The sequence below is a fragment of the Gimibacter soli genome (assembly GCF_028463845.1).
Classification (GTDB): domain Bacteria; phylum Pseudomonadota; class Alphaproteobacteria; order Sphingomonadales; family Kordiimonadaceae; genus Gimibacter; species Gimibacter soli.
On the sequence record NZ_CP116805.1, the window covers coordinates 3,011,443 to 3,025,361 of the forward strand.

At 61.0% G+C, this 13,919-nt stretch carries 14 protein-coding genes; 8 read left to right on the top strand and 6 right to left on the bottom strand.

The window, feature by feature from the left end; all coding sequences use genetic code 11:
- Nucleotides 1-2 precede the first annotated feature (2 nt).
- Nucleotides 3-425 (top strand): alternative ribosome rescue aminoacyl-tRNA hydrolase ArfB, encoded by a 423-nt coding sequence (gene arfB, locus PH603_RS13880; protein WP_289503137.1) that lies wholly within the window; start codon nucleotides 3-5, stop codon nucleotides 423-425.
- Between the two features lie 9 nt (nucleotides 426-434).
- Here the strand turns inward: arfB and PH603_RS13885 are convergent, their stop codons facing one another.
- Nucleotides 435-1,334, bottom strand: a complete 900-nt coding sequence (locus PH603_RS13885) for a LysR family transcriptional regulator ArgP (RefSeq protein ID WP_289503138.1) — start codon at nucleotides 1,332-1,334, stop codon at nucleotides 435-437.
- 70 nt (nucleotides 1,335-1,404) lie between these two features.
- Between PH603_RS13885 and PH603_RS13890 the strand changes: the two genes are divergently transcribed.
- Nucleotides 1,405-2,031, top strand: a complete 627-nt coding sequence (locus tag PH603_RS13890; protein WP_289503139.1) for a LysE/ArgO family amino acid transporter — start codon at nucleotides 1,405-1,407, stop codon at nucleotides 2,029-2,031.
- Between the two features lie 10 nt (nucleotides 2,032-2,041).
- Here the strand turns inward: PH603_RS13890 and PH603_RS13895 are convergent, their stop codons facing one another.
- Entirely contained in the window at nucleotides 2,042-2,731 is a 690-nt protein-coding gene (locus PH603_RS13895; RefSeq protein WP_289503140.1) for a TetR/AcrR family transcriptional regulator, read from the bottom strand.
- A 187-nt stretch (nucleotides 2,732-2,918) separates the two neighbouring features.
- Here PH603_RS13895 and PH603_RS13900 point away from each other — a divergent pair, with 187 nt between their 5' ends.
- From PH603_RS13900 to PH603_RS13925, 6 genes are all read left to right on the top strand, one after another.
- Nucleotides 2,919-5,258 carry a TonB-dependent receptor gene (locus PH603_RS13900; protein WP_289503141.1) on the top strand — a complete coding sequence of 780 codons (2,340 nt, stop codon included), beginning with the start codon at nucleotides 2,919-2,921 and terminating at the stop codon, nucleotides 5,256-5,258.
- A gap of 62 nt (nucleotides 5,259-5,320) precedes the next feature.
- Nucleotides 5,321-6,190: an alpha/beta fold hydrolase gene (locus tag PH603_RS13905; protein WP_289503142.1), complete on the top strand. Its 870-nt coding sequence runs from the start codon at nucleotides 5,321-5,323 to the stop codon at nucleotides 6,188-6,190.
- A gap of 64 nt (nucleotides 6,191-6,254) precedes the next feature.
- Nucleotides 6,255-7,205 (top strand): 4-hydroxy-3-methylbut-2-enyl diphosphate reductase, encoded by a 951-nt coding sequence (ispH, locus tag PH603_RS13910; RefSeq protein ID WP_289503143.1) that lies wholly within the window; start codon nucleotides 6,255-6,257, stop codon nucleotides 7,203-7,205.
- On the top strand, nucleotides 7,205-8,170 hold the full coding sequence (thrB, locus tag PH603_RS13915) for a homoserine kinase (protein ID WP_289503144.1): 966 nt from the start codon (nucleotides 7,205-7,207) through the stop codon (nucleotides 8,168-8,170). The genes ispH and thrB overlap by 1 nt, the downstream gene beginning before the upstream one ends.
- Complete coding sequence (rnhA, locus tag PH603_RS13920) at nucleotides 8,160-8,606, top strand: ribonuclease HI (RefSeq protein WP_289503145.1); 447 nt, start codon at nucleotides 8,160-8,162, stop codon at nucleotides 8,604-8,606. Before thrB ends, rnhA begins: the two co-directional genes overlap by 11 nt.
- Nucleotides 8,603-9,169: a HutD/Ves family protein gene (locus PH603_RS13925; RefSeq protein ID WP_289503146.1), complete on the top strand. Its 567-nt coding sequence runs from the start codon at nucleotides 8,603-8,605 to the stop codon at nucleotides 9,167-9,169. The genes rnhA and PH603_RS13925 overlap by 4 nt, the downstream gene beginning before the upstream one ends.
- A 10-nt stretch (nucleotides 9,170-9,179) precedes the next feature.
- On the opposite strand, the gene PH603_RS13930 is transcribed toward PH603_RS13925, so the two are convergent.
- The 4 genes from PH603_RS13930 to PH603_RS13945 all read right to left on the bottom strand — a co-directional run bounded on the left by PH603_RS13930 (nucleotide 9,180) and on the right by PH603_RS13945 (nucleotide 13,869).
- Nucleotides 9,180-9,995, bottom strand: coding sequence for a RipA family octameric membrane protein (locus PH603_RS13930; protein ID WP_289503147.1), 816 nt, complete (start codon nucleotides 9,993-9,995; stop codon nucleotides 9,180-9,182).
- 34 nt (nucleotides 9,996-10,029) lie between these two features.
- Nucleotides 10,030-10,419 carry a TIR domain-containing protein gene (locus PH603_RS13935; protein ID WP_289503148.1) on the bottom strand — a complete coding sequence of 130 codons (390 nt, stop codon included), beginning with the start codon at nucleotides 10,417-10,419 and terminating at the stop codon, nucleotides 10,030-10,032.
- Between the two features lie 140 nt (nucleotides 10,420-10,559).
- Complete coding sequence (locus tag PH603_RS13940; RefSeq protein ID WP_289503149.1) at nucleotides 10,560-12,203, bottom strand: M28 family metallopeptidase; 1,644 nt, start codon at nucleotides 12,201-12,203, stop codon at nucleotides 10,560-10,562.
- 16 nt (nucleotides 12,204-12,219) lie between these two features.
- Nucleotides 12,220-13,869 carry a M28 family metallopeptidase gene (locus tag PH603_RS13945; protein ID WP_289503150.1) on the bottom strand — a complete coding sequence of 550 codons (1,650 nt, stop codon included), beginning with the start codon at nucleotides 13,867-13,869 and terminating at the stop codon, nucleotides 12,220-12,222.
- Nucleotides 13,870-13,919: the final 50 nt, after the last annotated feature.

Genomic DNA, 13,919 nt, shown 5'->3' on the forward strand with positions numbered 1-13,919 from the left:
CCATGATAGAAATCACCGACACGATAGGGCTCGACGAGGCCGAAATCAGCTTCACTTTCATCCGCGCCGGCGGGCCCGGCGGGCAGAATGTGAACAAGGTTTCCTCTGCGGCACAGCTCAGGTTCGACGCGCGCCATTCGCCGTCGCTGCCGCCCTATGTGCGGGCACGGCTTGAAAAACTGGCGGGATCGAAGCTGACAACAGCGGGCGAGATTGTCATCACCGCCAATCGCTTCCGCACGCAGGATGCCAACCGCGAGGATGCGACAAACCGTTTGATCGAGATGATCAAGGCGGCATCGATCAAACAGAAATACCGTGTGCCCACCAAGGCCTCGAAGGCGCAGAAGAAGAAGCGGCTGGAAGCCAAAGGGCACCGCTCCGGCATCAAGGCGATGCGGCGCGGCCCGGCGCGGGACGACTGAGCCCCTCTCCTACTCCTGCCGCAACACCTTCCGTGCAGCGCGCTGAACGTCGCCGGTCAAAGCTTCCAGGAGCCGGGCGCCAACGCGGGACGCCTGCCAGTAAAGCCGCACCTCCGTCACCTTGCCCGGCAGCAGTTCCACCAGTCGGCCGGACTTCACATAAGGGGCGGCCAGCATCTCGGGGTTCATCCCCCAGGCGAAACCGGCGAGGGTGAGATCGATGAAGGCCTGTGTGGACGGCACCCAGTGCCGAGGTGAGGCCAGATCAACTCCGCAATAGTCCTTCGCCCAGCGTGCCTGCAGATGATCCATCCGGTCGTACCGCAGCACCGGCGCAGCCTGCAGGCTGGCCTCATCCACCCCGTTCGGGAAATGCCTTGCGACATAGGCGGGGTTCGCCACTGCCAGATAGCGCAGCGCGCCGAGCGCCACGGTGCGGCAACCCTGCACCGGTGTCGGGTCTGCCGTCACCGCCGCCAGCACCTCGCCCGAGCGTAACCGCTCGGCCGTGTGGCCCTCATCCTCCAGCACCAGATCGAACAGTGCGCCGGTCTTTTCAGAGAAGCTCGTAAGCGCTGCCGGGAACCATGTGTTCAGGCTGTCGGAATTGACGGCAATCCGGATGACCGGGCGTTCCTCCACCTGCTGCCCCAGAATCGAGGGCAGTTCCCCCACCATTTCGCTTTCCATCAGGCGGACCTGCTCGACATGGGCACAAAGCCGCGCACCCACCGCCGTGGCGCGGCATGGCTGCTCCCGCACCACCAGCACGGTGCCAAGGCGTTCCTCAAGGAGCTTCAATCGCTGCGATATGGCAGAGGGCGTTACGCCAAGGGCAGCCGCCGCGCGCTCGAAGCTGCCTTCACGCACAATCGCCGCAAGGGCGGAGAGGGACGCATAATCAAGCACATTAGAAACCCTTAATTAACATTACATAATTGAGATACACTAATATAAGGAGCAGCGCTACAACGGCGCCATGACCGATATCTTTTCAACATTCGCCAACGGCTTTGCCATCACCGCCGCCCTCATCATGGCAATCGGGGCCCAGAATATGTTCGTGCTGCGGCAGGGCTTGCAGCGTGAACATGTAGGGCCGATCGTCCTTTTCTGTGTGGTGTCCGACGGCATCCTGATCAGCGCCGGAGTGGCCGGCATGGGGGCAGCGCTTGAGCTTGTCCCCGGCCTGTCGCTGTTCCTGTCGCTCGGCGGCGCCTGCTTCCTTGGCTGGTACGGGGCCGTTGCCTTTCGCCGGGCGGCGACATCAAGCTCGATGCAGGTTGCGGGCGGCGGGGGCAAAACGCTTGTCGCAGCCCTCGCCGGAGCCGCCGGCTTCACCTTCCTCAACCCGCATGTCTATCTGGATACAGTGCTGCTGATGGGTGCGGTGAGTTCAACGATTGCGGAGCAGTTGCGGCCCGTGTTCGTGGCAGGCGCGCTGACGGCCAGCGTCATCTGGTTCACAGCCCTCGGCTTCGGGGCGCGTTTCCTGTCGCCCCTCTTCGCCCGGCCTGCCGCCTGGAAGATCCTTGATATTTTGGTCGGCACCATGATGGTGACCATGGCAATCGGGCTGCTGGTCCACGCCTTCGATCTGGCTTGAAGCCCTGACTTCAGGCCAGCTTGCCGAGCGACTTGAAGCCTTCGCCGAACACACGGGTCATGCGGTCAAGGATTGCGGCAAAATCGCCGGACCGGCACTGCCCGCCTGACAACACATCGATACGGCCCGTTTGCGCCAGCGACAGGGAAATCGCACCCGACATCAGGTGATAGAACCAATAGATATCGGCTTCCTTCACATCCGGGCGCACCTCGGCCAGCATCTCCACCAGCCGCCGCACCACGGGATCGAACGGCGTGTGGGTCGTATCCACATCGCCGCCCATCGCCGTGCTGTTCAGCTTGGCGATCAGCGCACCATAGTTCAGAAAACCCGGCTCGCCCGACATCATGAAACGGAAGGTCGGCTCCAGATAGGCCCGCACCACGCCCTCGGCCGTCATCTTGCCCGCATGGCCTGCAGCATAGGCATCGAGCGATACCTGCCGGGTTTCGTTCACAATCCCGGCCCGGCGGGCAATCACGGCATCGAAAAGCCCGGCCTTGGTGTTGAAATAATAGTGCAGAAGCGACGTATCGGTCGCCGAAGCCGAGGCAATCTCGCGCATCGTGACCCCGTCATAGCCGCGCCGTGCCAGCAGCTCCTCGGCAGCGTCCAGAATACGCTCCCGCGATTCCTCGCGCCGGTCCGCCTGCCGGCGCCGCACCGGTTGTTTCTTTGCGGTTGATACTGCCGCCATCCCTGTCCCCTCTTGTTGGCGCCACTTTGGCCCGGCAGCCGGATCATGACAAGTTCGAATTTAAATTTATTGATCGATCAATAAATAAATTGACACCAACCCGGTTTGGCGCAAGCCTGATGCTCGGCGCGTGGAGGGCGCCCGCCCCGGGACGTTACGTCAGGGGCTGAAAACGGGAGGGTTTCATATGATCAGGGTTCAACGGACTCTGCCGGCGCGGCTTCTGCTCGCCGGCGCTTCGGCAACGGCACTTGCCTCCGGCATGCCGGCCATTGCACAGGATACAACGGGCGACGAAGAGGCGCTCACCATCGATACCATCGTTGTTACGGCCCGGCGCCGCGACGAATCGATTGTCGAGGTGCCGATTGCCGTCAGCACCTTCGACGCCGACAAACTGGATATGCGCGGGGCGCTGGATATCACCGCCCTGCAACGCAACACGCCGAACCTGACACTGCAGGTTTCGCGCGGCACCAATTCCACCCTCACCGCCTTCATCCGCGGCGTGGGCCAGCAGGATCCCCTGTGGGGCTTCGAGCCCGGCGTCGGCCTTTATGTGGACGATATCTATATCGCCCGCCCGCAAGGCGCGATTCTCGACATTTTCGATATCGAACGGATCGAAGTGCTGCGCGGGCCCCAGGGCACGCTTTATGGCCGCAACACCATAGGCGGTGCGGTCAAATATGTCACCCGGCGGCTGGGGCAGGAGCCGACCTTCAAGGTCCGCACCAACCTTGGCAATTACGAACAGCGCGATCTCGTGGCCTCGGGCTCGGTGCCCCTTGGCGACAAGGTGGCACTGGGTGCCGCGATCGGCTGGTATAACCGCGATGGCTATGGCACCAACCATTTCACGGGCGCCGAAACCAACAACAAGAAGTCGTTCGCAGCTCGCCTCACCCTTGAGGCAACGCCCAGCGAAAACCTCTTCTTCCGCCTGAGCGCGGACCGCACAGACGACGATTCGAACGCCAACCATGGCCACCGCGAAGCGGCTGTCCCTGCTGATTGGGCCGTGTTGCCAGCTGTTCTGCCGGGCTACAGCCCCTCGGCCCAGCCGGTGCCAGCGGGTGCCTTCCCGGTGCAGGCCAACAAGTATGACACGTGGGCCGGCCTCGGCGACGATAACGAGGTCATCACCCAAGGGCTTTCGGGCCTTGTCGAATGGACGCTGAGCGACAGCCTCGTCTTCAAGTCGATCACCGCCTACCGCGACGGCGTGACCCACGGCACCGGTATCGATTTCGACGGCACCCCTGCCCCGATCCTCGATATCAGTGCGGGCGGCTCGGTTTACGATGACCACCAGTTTTCGCAGGAACTGCAGCTGGTGATCCAGCGCGAAAGCTGGAGCGGTATCCTCGGCGCCTATTATCTGGATGCACTGGCAACCGGGCAATATGACACCGTGCTCGGCATTGGCGCTGCCGCCATTCCGGGCGTGCCGACCCCGCACCTCACGCAAGGCACCAGCGGCGAGGTGGATACCAAATCCATCGCGCTCTTTGGTGATTTCGACTTCGACCTTGGCGAGCGCTGGAACCTGTCACTCGGTGGTCGCTGGACCCGCGACAAGAAGGAAGGCACCGTCTTCAAGGCCAACTATCTGGGCCTTGGCTCGCCGATCTCGGGGGCGACCTCGAGCATCCTGATCCAGACGCTGACCGACTATACCCGCGAGCTGACCTTCGAGGAATTCACCCCGCGCGTCAGCCTTTCCTATGCCCTTGCCGATGATATGAATGTCTATGCCGCCTATAGCCGCGGCTTCAAATCGGGCGGGTTCGACATGCGGGGCGACGCCACCGCAACCCCGGCGACGCAAGAAGGCTACGAGCCTGAAACGGTCGATTCCTTCGAAATCGGCCTCAAGGGCAATGTGCTGGATGGCCGGCTTTCCTTCGCCGGTGCCATCTTCCACACCCTGTATGACGGCCAGCAGGTGACAAGCCAGCAGGTGAACCAATCGGGCACCGGCGTCGTCAGCTTTGTCGACAACGTCGGCTCTTCCACCATTAACGGCGCCGAGCTTGAGGCGACAGCCTGGTTCTCCAACGCCTTCAGTGTCGATTTCGCGCTCGGCTATGTGGACGCCAAGTTTGACGAATATCTGGCCTATGCCCCGGTTGGTGGCAGCTATGTGCAAGTGGATGTGGCCGACCAGCGCCAGTTCCAGAACACGCCGGAATGGAACGGCAACGTTGCCCTCAACTACACCGTCGATATGGACACCCGCGGCACGCTGGCGCTGCGCGGCGCCCTGTCGTTCCGCAGCTCGATCAATATGTTCGAGACACCCGTACCGGCCATCGACCAGCCGGCTTACGAGCTTCTGGACGCCAGCATTGTCTGGACGGCGGCCAACGAGAAATGGCGGGTCGGCATCCATGGCCGCAACCTGACAAACGAACGCTACAGGACCGGCGCCTATAACTTCCCGGGCCTCGCCTTCGGGGATTCGATTATCGGCTTCTACGGTGCGCCGCGCACCATCTTTGCCTCGATCGAGTATCGCTACTGACCGGGGCACGGTGCCGCCGGGTCCCCCAGGAACCGGCGGCGCCACCAAGGATGGATGACACGATGAAAGACTTTTTCTGGCGCTCGCAGGACGGGCTCAATCTCCATGCCGCCGACTATATGCCCGAGGGCCGTATAAAGGGCCTGCCGATCATCTGCGTGCCCGGCCTCACCCGCAACGCCCGCGATTTCAGCGATTTCGCACCGTGGGCGGCGAGCCTCGGCCACCGTGTCCTTGCTGTTTCCCTGCGCGGCCGCGGCCAATCGGACCGTGACCCGAAACCGCGCCGCTACCGGCCGGATACCTATGCCCGCGATATCGTCACACTCATGGATACACTCGGCCTTGCGCGCGCCATCCTTGTCGGCACCTCGCTTGGCGGGCTTGTCACGATGGAACTGGCGCATATCGCCCCCTACCGGGTGGCGGCGGCAGTGTTGAATGATATCGGCCCGAGTGTCGACAAAAGCGGTATCGCGCGGATTGCTTCTTACGCTGGCACGGCGGCGCCGGTGACCGACTGGCAAAGTGCGGCAGCACACTGCGAGCGGATCAATGGCGTCGCCTTCCCGGATTTCACGGAAGACGACTGGCAGCGCCTTGCCCGCTGGACCTTCGCCGAAGGGCCGGACGGCCTACCGGTGCTGGATTATGACCGCGCCATTTTCCGCCCCGCCCCACGCTGGCTGATGCCGTTCATCGAATGGCACCTGTGGCGGCGCTTCCGCAATCTGGCGACTGGCCGCCCCGTGCTGGCGCTGCGCGGTGCGATATCGGATATCCTGTCGGCTGAAACGCTGGCCCGCATGGGTACCACCGCCCCCGGCGTGCAGACCGTGGAAGTGCCCCGTGTCGGCCATGCCCCGACCCTTTCGGAACCTGCTGTCAAAACCGCGATGGAGGACTTCTTCGCCGTCCTGCCGCCCGCGTAGCGCTTGACCGCCAATCGCCCAAGGGATAGCAAGGGGCAACAGCATGTTCCGGAGCCCTGATCCCATGAGCGGACATCCGTCCATCCGTATCCTTCTCGCCTCGCCGCGCGGCTTCTGCGCCGGCGTGGACCGCGCGATCAAGATTGTCGAACTGGCGATCCAGAAGTTCGGCGCGCCCGTCTATGTGCGCCACGAAATCGTGCATAACCGCTATGTGGTCGAAGGCCTTGAGGCGCAGGGCGCCGTGTTCGTGGACGAACTTCACGAAGTGCCCGAAGGCCTGCCGGTCGTCTTCTCCGCCCACGGCGTACCGAAATCGGTGCCCGCCGAGGCCGAAAAGCGCGAGATGATCTATGTGGATGCCACCTGCCCGCTCGTCTCCAAGGTCCACCGTGAGGTGGAACGCCACGACGGGCTAGGCCGCCATATCCTGATGATCGGCCATGCCGGCCACCCCGAGGTGATCGGCACCATGGGCCAGGTCGCCGAGGGTTCCATGACGCTGATCGAAACCGTTGAAGACGTTGAAAAGCTTGAGGTCACGGACCCCGCCAACCTCGCTTTCGTCACCCAGACCACGCTTTCGGTGGACGACACCTCGGATATCGTCGCGGCCCTGCAGGCCAAGTACCCCGAGATCACCACACCGAAGAAGGAAGACATCTGCTACGCCACCACCAACCGGCAGGTTGCCGTGAAGGAACTGGCGAAGGAGACCGACCGGGTGATCGTGATTGGTGCCCCCAACAGCTCCAACAGCCGCCGGCTTGTGGAAGTGAGCGAAAAGGCAGGCTGCCCGGCCCGCCTTATCCAGCGCGCGGCAGACCTCGACTGGGACTGGCTTGAAGGCGTTACCGCGCTCGGCATCACGGCAGGCGCCAGCGCGCCTGAAGTGCTGGTCACTGAACTGATTGACGCCATCCGCACGCGTTATGACGCGAAGGTGGAACTGGTGACGACGGCGGAAGAAAACGTGGTCTTCAAGGTGCCGCCGATCCTGAAGGATGTTGCCTGATGGCGGTCTATACGCAGGTCGACGACCAGACCCTTGCCGAGTTCCTGAGCCAGTATGACGTGGGCGAGCCGACGAGCTTCAAGGGCATCGCCGAGGGCGTGGAAAACTCCAATTACTTGCTGGAGACCACCAAGGCACGCTTCATCCTGACGCTTTATGAAAAGCGCGCCAACCCGGCAGACCTGCCCTATTTCCTCGCCCTGATGGAACATATCGCCAAGGCCGGCCTGCCCGCCCCGCTGCCGGTGCATGACAAGGCCGGCAATGCGCTGAAAACCCTGAAGGGCCGCCCGGCCTGCCTGATCAGCTTCCTGACTGGCGTGAGTGTGAATGACACAGGACCGGAGCAGTGTGCTGCGCTTGGCGCTGCCCTCGCCGGCATGCACAAGGCAACGGCGGATTTCGACCAGACCCGCCCGAATGACCTGTCGCTCGCCGGCTGGCATACGCTCGCAGGCAAGATCGGCGACCGCGCCGACGAGATCGAGCCGGGGCTCACCGCCCTCATCCGCGAGGAACTGGCGTACCTGGATGCCCACTGGCCCGCAGAAGGCAGCCTGCCAGCCGGCACCATCCATGCGGACCTCTTCCCCGATAACGTGCTGATGCTGGGTGGCAAGGTCACGGGGCTGATCGACTTCTATTTCAGCTGCACCGATTTCCTCGCCTACGATATCGCCGTGTGCCTGAACAGCTGGTGCTTTGACGATGCCCACGCCTTCGTGCCCGTGCGCGCCAAGCGGATGATGGAAAATTACGATATCCTCCGCCCGCTGACCGCCACCGAAACAAAGGCCCTGCCGATCCTCGCACGTGGCTCGGCGCTGCGTTTCATGCTGACCCGCGCCTATGACTGGCTGAACCCGGTGCCCGGTGCTGTGGTCCGCCCCAAGGACCCGCGCGACTATCTGCTGCGCCTGAAGTTCCACCGCACCGTATCGGACGCCGCCCAGTATGTCGTCTGAACGCACGGTGGTGATCTATACGGACGGCGCCTGTTCCGGCAACCCCGGCCCCGGCGGCTGGGGCGCGGTGCTGGAATGGAACGGGCACGAGAAGGAACTTTCGGGCGGTGCGTTCGAGACCACCAACAACCGGATGGAGCTGACCGCCGCCATCGAGGCGCTGAATGCCCTCACCCGCCCCTGCAAGGTGACCCTGCACACCGACAGCACCTATGTGAAGGACGGCATCACCAAATGGATCCACGGCTGGCAGTCGCGCGGCTGGAAAACCGCCGACAAGAAGCCCGTGAAGAATGCCGACCTGTGGCAGGCGCTCCTTGATGCTGAAAACCCCCACACGATCGAGTGGAAATGGGTGAAAGGTCACGCCGGCCACGACGGCAACGAACGCGCGGACGAGCTCGCCCGCATGGGCATGGAGCCCTACAAGCCATGATCCGCCATCTGGGTGCCGCCGATTATCGCGCGATGCCCTGGGCGAACGGGCGCGGCACCACGACCGAACTTGCCCGCGAGAATCGCCCGGACGGCAGCCTTTCGTGGCGCCTGTCGGTCGCGACCGTATCCGAAGACGGCCCCTTCTCGCCGCTGCCCGGGATCGACCGCATCCTGACGCTGATCTCCGGCGAAGGCTTTGACCTGATGATCGACGGCACCCGCCACGCCCTCGCCCCGCTCGCCCCACTCGCCTTTTCAGGCGACGCAGCCGTGAGTGCAGTGGGCGTGAAAGGCCCGAGCCTTGATTTCAACGTGATGGTGGACCGCCGCGACTGGCAGGCAAGCGTGACCCTGATCACCTCGCCGCATCGCTTCACAGTAAATGGTGGCGACCTCGCCTTCCTTTACATGCTCGATGCCAGCACCGGCGGAGCCGCAGCGGGTGACCTGATCGTCATTCAGGATGAGGAAGTGTTTACGTTTATGGAAGGGGAACGGGCGTTGTGGGTGCGCGTCCAGAGAAGCATAAAGCCCCCATCATCCAAAAATAGACCTTCATAAATAAAACTCTTCAAAAAAACAGACCAAGAAGTGTCTTAACCATCAAAAGCCAGTCAGCTGAGAAAGCCACAAATATAAGCATCAAATACAATAAATACAAAAAATAGTTTGGAACGTTTTCTTCTGTGTTTGTAAAAGATTGATACTTCTCTTTTCGGAATCCCTTTCCCAAAGAAATCCACTCTGCAGCATATATTTGAGCATCAAACTGACGCTCGATCTTATGGATCACCTTGAATTTACCCGCATTGAGTTTTCCGTAGTTTTCAATAAGACTTCTCCAAGACTTACACATCAAAATTCCTATAAAAAATGGAAAAATTAGGAATATAGTACTCCCTTCATTCAAAATTCCTTCCTTTATCACAAACCCGGAACCAGAAATAAGGGCCCCAATAACAGTTATGAAGAATCCGTTTGTAATCTGTCTTCTACCAATAAGAGTCTCAGAGGACTCCACCATAATCCTATAGAGCTCCATAAGCTGCTGTTTATTTTCGTTGTCCACCACGAAACACTGATCAAATTCGCTTTGAAAGTCATATGCTGATTTCAGGGCCCCAAGCTTGCGGGAACCAATATCGTCGCGGGACAGTTCAACAACTGGCTTTCCAAGCTCTAACGCCTTTTCCAACTCCCACCGCGTGTTTTCCGACTCAGCACATGCCTCGGCATCGTAAATAATGACTACCTCAGCAGAATCGATCAGGCTTTCAGCCTGAGCTTTCCATTTCTTGCCGTATGATCTTTTCAGGAAGCACGGCTGAACATGAATACCGTGAGATTGGCGAATAGATGCGAAGAACTTCGACGCTTCACCACGCATTGAGGTCCTATGTACCAAGAAGGCTTTCAATTCCTTATCGCTTACCTGCAAATAGAGCTTTCAGATTGTCCCATGTCCAACGATAAAGCTTGTCATTGCTGGTCGCTGACTTCGGCTTGGTACACTTGCCGTCGCCATAAGCCGCTAGTAGGAAGTATGGCTTTCCAGCAGCCCGAGCAATTTCAAGTTCGGCCGACACTCCATCAGCAGTATGGGTCTTTCTGCCACAGAGAATGACGACCACATCGACATTTTCCATGCGTCTTCTAACCTTCTGCTCCCAATCCCCATCCAAATGGCTGCGAACTGAGTTATCTTTAAATTCGAATGGGCTTTCTAAATGCTTTGACTGCCCTACGAACATAACTTTCGCGGGTTCGTCATTCTCGTAATCAAAACTCACAAATGCTCTTTGCTTGCCCATGCCACCCCCTATCCGCGACACAAACTAATCCCAAGACACACATAGATTGTACAAGTCCCTCATAAGACGCAAGCAATGACTCGCAAGGAGGCCTTCACAACCGACAATAGGTTCCATTTCTGAAACAGCCCATACAAAGCCTAGTCCTGCTTCTCGAACACACCTCCGAAATAGTCCCCGGCGTTCCACTGCGGGGCCATGTCGCGGTTGGCGATTTCGTTGGCGATCAGCCAGTTGACGCGGGCGAATTTGGCGGCGGCGTCAAAATGGATCGGCTGGTCCATCGTGTCCGACGGCTTGTGGTAGATATTCTTCATAAAGGTGTCGGTGAGCGCCGCACTGTCGGCACCGTCCACGGCGGGGGATATCCCCACCTTCAGGGCCACCGCCGGTACGCCGCGCTGCACGAAGCGGAACTGGTCGCTGCGGGTGAAGCGGCCCTCGTTCGGCAACGGATCGGGACTAAGGGCCAGCCCCGCCTTGGCAACCGCGGCCTCGACAATCGGGCCGAGGTCCGACCGTTCACCACCGAGCGCATTCACATCGGCGAAATCGAACAGCAGTATCGGCATATCAAGGTTCACGTTCGCCACCATCTGGTAACCGGCGGGCGGGAAATGCGCCAGATAATCGGAGCCCTGCAGGCCTTCCTCCTCGGCAGTGACTGCCGCAAACAGCACGGACCGGCGCGGCCTCAAGCCGCTTTCCTTCCACACACGGGCAACCTCGAGAAGCGTCGAGATACCGGCGGCGTTGTCCAGCGCGCCGTTATAGACCTTGCGGCCCTCGCCTTCGTCTTCCTTCACGCCCTTATGGTCCAGATGCGCCGACATGACGACGACCTCATGGGCGAGCTCGGGGTCTGAGCCTTCAAGGAGACCAAGCACGTTGGGGCTTGTCACCGGGTCCGATGCCTTGCTTTCCGCCTTGATGGCGAGATGCAGGCCAAGGTCAACCGGCGCCACCTTGTCCGTGCCCGCGTCGACTGCGGCAAGGATCGGGTCAAGGTCCACACCGGCAGCCGCAAACAGGCGTTTCTGCATGGCAGGGGAAAGAAGCAGGCTCGGCAGGCCTTGCGCCTCGCCGCTGCCTTCGGGGCGGACCCAATCGAAGCTCGGGTCGTTGATGAATTCAAGATAGCGGTCATAGCCGAAGCGGGCATTCTCGGCGGGCGTGCGGATTGTCACCATCGCCACCGCGCCGCGCTTGGCCAGCTCCTTGCCCTTCACGGCGTTGGAGCGCTGGTAGGCGCGCACCTCGCTGTGGAAGCCCTTCGGCGCATCGGCGATCAGGACAACGATCTTGCCCTTCACATCCAGCCCTTCAAGGTCATCATGGCCAAGCGTCGGTGCATGCACGCCGAAGCCAGCAAACACCAGGTCACCCGCCACATCCACCTTCGGATGGGCCGAGCTGCCGCGCATCTGGTAATCGTCCGCGAAAGTAAGGGTCTCATTCTTGCCGTTGGCGGTGAGCGTGACAGACGTGTTTTCGCGCACCAGCGACGCCTTCACAAACGGCACCTGCTGGAAATAGCTGCCATCATCGCCCACCGGCTTCAGCCCGGCGCGGGCATAGGCTGCCGCCACATAGCGCGCGGCGAGCTCGTGCCCTTCGGACGCCACCTTGCGGCCTTCCAGCATGTCATCGGCCAGAAAGGCCATGTCGGCCTTGATGCGCCCGGCCTCGAACGCCGTTACCGCCGGCTCCTGCACCTTGGCGGTGCAGGCAGTAAGCGAGAGCATGCAGCCGGAAAGGGCCGCGATCAGGGTGTGTTTCTTCATCTCGTGTCCCCCGGCCTTATTTCGTGCCCGCAAAGGTCTGGCCGAAGAAGTCACCTTCGTTCCATTCCGGCTTTTCGTCGCGGTTGGCGATCTCGTTGAGGATCAGCCAGTTGACGCGGGCAAACTTGGCCGCCGTATCGAACCGGATCGGCAGGTCCATCTGGTCCTTCGGGGTATGGTAGGTGTTTTTAAGGAAGTCGACAAACACGTCCGCCCCCTTCACACCGTCCGCCGTGAGGCCGAAGCCGGTGGCGAGCATCACCGCAGGCACACCCTTCTGCACGAAGCGGTAATGGTCGCTCCGCGTGAAAATACCCTCATCCGGCATCGGATCGGGGCTGAGCGTGATATCAGCCTTGGCGAGTGCCGCAGCCGTGATCGGGCCAAGGGTCGAGCGGTCGGCCCCGAAGGCGATCAGGTCAGCGAAATCATAGAGGAGCACCGGCATATCGAGGTTCACGTTGGCCACAAGCTCGCCGACCGGCGGCGGGAAATGCGCCAGATATTCCGAGCCCAAAAGCCCTTCTTCCTCGGCCACCACTGCCGCGAAAAGGATCGAGCGGCGCGGGCGGATGCCGTTTGACATATAGGCGCGGGCAACCTCCAGCATCGTGGCGATACCGGCGCTGTTATCGAGGGCGCCATTGTAGATATGGTCCTCGCCTTCGGCCCCTTCCTTCATACCTTCATGGTCAAGGTGGCCGGACAGCACCACAACCTCGTTCTTCAGCTTGGGGTCACTGCCTTCGATCAGCGCCAGCACATTGGGGCTGGAGACCGGATCAAGAAGCTTGCTCATGCGGACAAGATCGACGTGGGCATTGAGGGCACCGGTCGGCATGTCGTCCACACCTTCATCGGCAGCTTTCAGCACGGCGGCGATATCGATGCCGCTGTCCGCAAACATGCGGGTCGCGACGTCCGACGAGACAAGGGCGGAAACGACCGCGGTTTTCGCGTCCTCAGCGCTGCCGACCCAATCGAACGACTTTTCCATGAAGGCGCTTTTCAGCTTGTCGAACGTGCGGCGCTGTTCTTCCTGCGGGGTGCGAATGAAGATCACGCCGGTGGCGCCGCGCGCCTGCAGGTTCTTCCATTTGGACCGACCGGAGCCCAGATGGGCGCGGATCTCGCTGTTCAGGCCCTTGGGTGCGCCCGAGACAACAACAACGATTTTGCCATTGAGGTCCAGCCCGGCAAGGTCATCCCAGCCAGCCTCCGGCGAATAGACCCCGTAGCCCGCGAAAACGACATCACCCGTGGCGGTCATCGAGGGCAGTTTCACTTCGCCAGCCATCAGGAAGTCGGTGCCAAAGGCGAGCTTCTCGGCCTTGCCGTTCATCGTCAGCGTCAGCGACGAGGCTTCGTCATCGATCATCGCGCTGCGGAACGGCACCTGCTGGAAATAGGTGCCGTCGGCGGCGGCGGGTTTCAGCCCGATCAGCTCGAACTGGGTTTTCACATAATAGGCCGCGAGCGCATAACCGCGCGTGCCGGTGCGGCGACCTTCCATCAGGTCGTCCGACAGGAAGGCCATATCGGCCTTGATACGATCCTGGCTGAAGAGGGGCTCATGGCTCGCCGTCTTCGCATTCCCCGTGGTGGCGCAGGCTGACAGGAGCATCGCTCCGCCCATCAGTGCCATCATTGCCATTTTTGTTTTCATTTTGCGGTTTCCCCCGTCTTCATTCTGAATAGATCATTGGCCGAAACGAA

Excerpts from the sequence above, each read along its gene's own strand:
- PH603_RS13890 (WP_289503139.1), top strand. The coding sequence starts at position 1,405 with ATGACCGATATCTTTTCAACATTCGCCAACGGCTTTGCCATCACCGCC.
- arfB (WP_289503137.1), top strand. The coding sequence starts at position 3 with ATGATAGAAATCACCGACACGATAGGGCTCGACGAGGCCGAAATCAGC.
- PH603_RS13930 (WP_289503147.1), bottom strand. The coding sequence starts at position 9,995 with ATGCGTGGTGAAGCGTCGAAGTTCTTCGCATCTATTCGCCAATCTCAC.
- PH603_RS13925 (WP_289503146.1), top strand. The coding sequence starts at position 8,603 with ATGATCCGCCATCTGGGTGCCGCCGATTATCGCGCGATGCCCTGGGCG.
- thrB (WP_289503144.1), top strand. The coding sequence starts at position 7,205 with ATGGCGGTCTATACGCAGGTCGACGACCAGACCCTTGCCGAGTTCCTG.
- rnhA (WP_289503145.1), top strand. The coding sequence starts at position 8,160 with ATGTCGTCTGAACGCACGGTGGTGATCTATACGGACGGCGCCTGTTCC.
- PH603_RS13945 (WP_289503150.1), bottom strand. The coding sequence starts at position 13,869 with ATGAAAACAAAAATGGCAATGATGGCACTGATGGGCGGAGCGATGCTC.
- ispH (WP_289503143.1), top strand. The coding sequence starts at position 6,255 with ATGAGCGGACATCCGTCCATCCGTATCCTTCTCGCCTCGCCGCGCGGC.
- PH603_RS13900 (WP_289503141.1), top strand. The coding sequence starts at position 2,919 with ATGATCAGGGTTCAACGGACTCTGCCGGCGCGGCTTCTGCTCGCCGGC.
- PH603_RS13895 (WP_289503140.1), bottom strand. The coding sequence starts at position 2,731 with ATGGCGGCAGTATCAACCGCAAAGAAACAACCGGTGCGGCGCCGGCAG.
- PH603_RS13940 (WP_289503149.1), bottom strand. The coding sequence starts at position 12,203 with ATGAAGAAACACACCCTGATCGCGGCCCTTTCCGGCTGCATGCTCTCG.
- PH603_RS13905 (WP_289503142.1), top strand. The coding sequence starts at position 5,321 with ATGAAAGACTTTTTCTGGCGCTCGCAGGACGGGCTCAATCTCCATGCC.
- PH603_RS13935 (WP_289503148.1), bottom strand. The coding sequence starts at position 10,419 with ATGGGCAAGCAAAGAGCATTTGTGAGTTTTGATTACGAGAATGACGAA.